Consider the following 1,127-nt stretch of genomic DNA (forward strand, 5'->3'; position numbering starts at 1 on the left):
TCATGGAGGAGGACGTCCCGTACCCAAAAGGACCGGTTCTCCACCTCCCACCGGGAAAGGAGAAGCTCCCCAAGCCGCCTCGCGTCCGCCTCCTCGGCTCCCAAGCTGGTGAGGGCGTAGCTCGCCGCGCGCCGTACCTCCCCCGTCCCCTTGTGCACCACCTCCCGCTCCACCCGCACCACCTGTCGGCACCCGGGAAAGGCCAAGAGCGCATCCGGCAGATAAGGGGAAGCCCAGACCCGGTAGGTCCACACCTCCCCGTCCCGCACCACCTCCCAAGCTGACTCCGTCTCCCCGGGAAGCCGCCTTTCCTCCATCCCCTTGAATACCTCCAGAGCCCACTCCAGCAGTTCCCCCTGGTTGGCCTTCAGGACGAAGAGGTATGCCCCCCTTTTTCCACCACCTTCCCCGCCACCTCCGGGTACAGGTACCCCGCGTCCCCCACCACTACCTTCCCTTTGAGCCCCTCCGCCCCCAGGCGGTCCAGGAGCTCCAGAAGCGCTTGGTCCTCCCTCCCTTCCACCCGGGCCTGGGCCAGGGTGGTCTTGAGGTGCAGGGCCAGGACCTCCACGAGCCTGACCTGGGGGCTCTTCCCCTTGCCGCTTCCCCGGAGGTGCTTCCCGTCCACCACCAGAACCCCTCCCAGGTCCACCTCGGGGAAGACCTGGAGGAGGGCCTCCTGGAGTTTCTTTGGGTCCAGACGGTGAAGGAGGAGGGTGAGGATGGTGTGGCCCGGGGGGTTGCGCAGGCCCAGGTGGGGCAAGAGGTGAGGGTTGGCCCGGGCGAAACGTTCCACGCCGCGCAGGGAGTCCACGCGGGCGAGAAAGGCCACCAAGATGAGGGCCAACAAGCCCCACAAGGGATACCGCCGGTTGCGGGCCCTGGGGTCGGGGACTTGGGACAAGGCCTCGCGTAGGGTCATGCCCCCTCTTTACCCCAAGGCCGCATATCGGTCAAGTCTGAGGCCTACCCCCACGGCCCCCCTTGACAGTCTTGTGTTGGTCTGGTAGTTTTTTCTTTGCGCTGCCTGAAGGGGCGGCGGGGGATCTTGAAAGCTGGGGTGGAGGATAGGTAGTTGGAGGCCGTGATGAGCGGCCTTTGAGGGTCAAGATGCTAAGGGCCCACGG

General features: G+C 66.2%; 1 pseudogene. It reads right to left on the minus strand.

The features are described 5' to 3' along the window. A pseudogene (locus AC27GT_RS06490) lies at positions 1-922 on the minus strand (ISAs1 family transposase); the annotation flags it as partial. Positions 923-1,127: the final 205 nt, after the last annotated feature.

Source organism: Thermus sp. KWY1, from assembly GCF_057547025.1.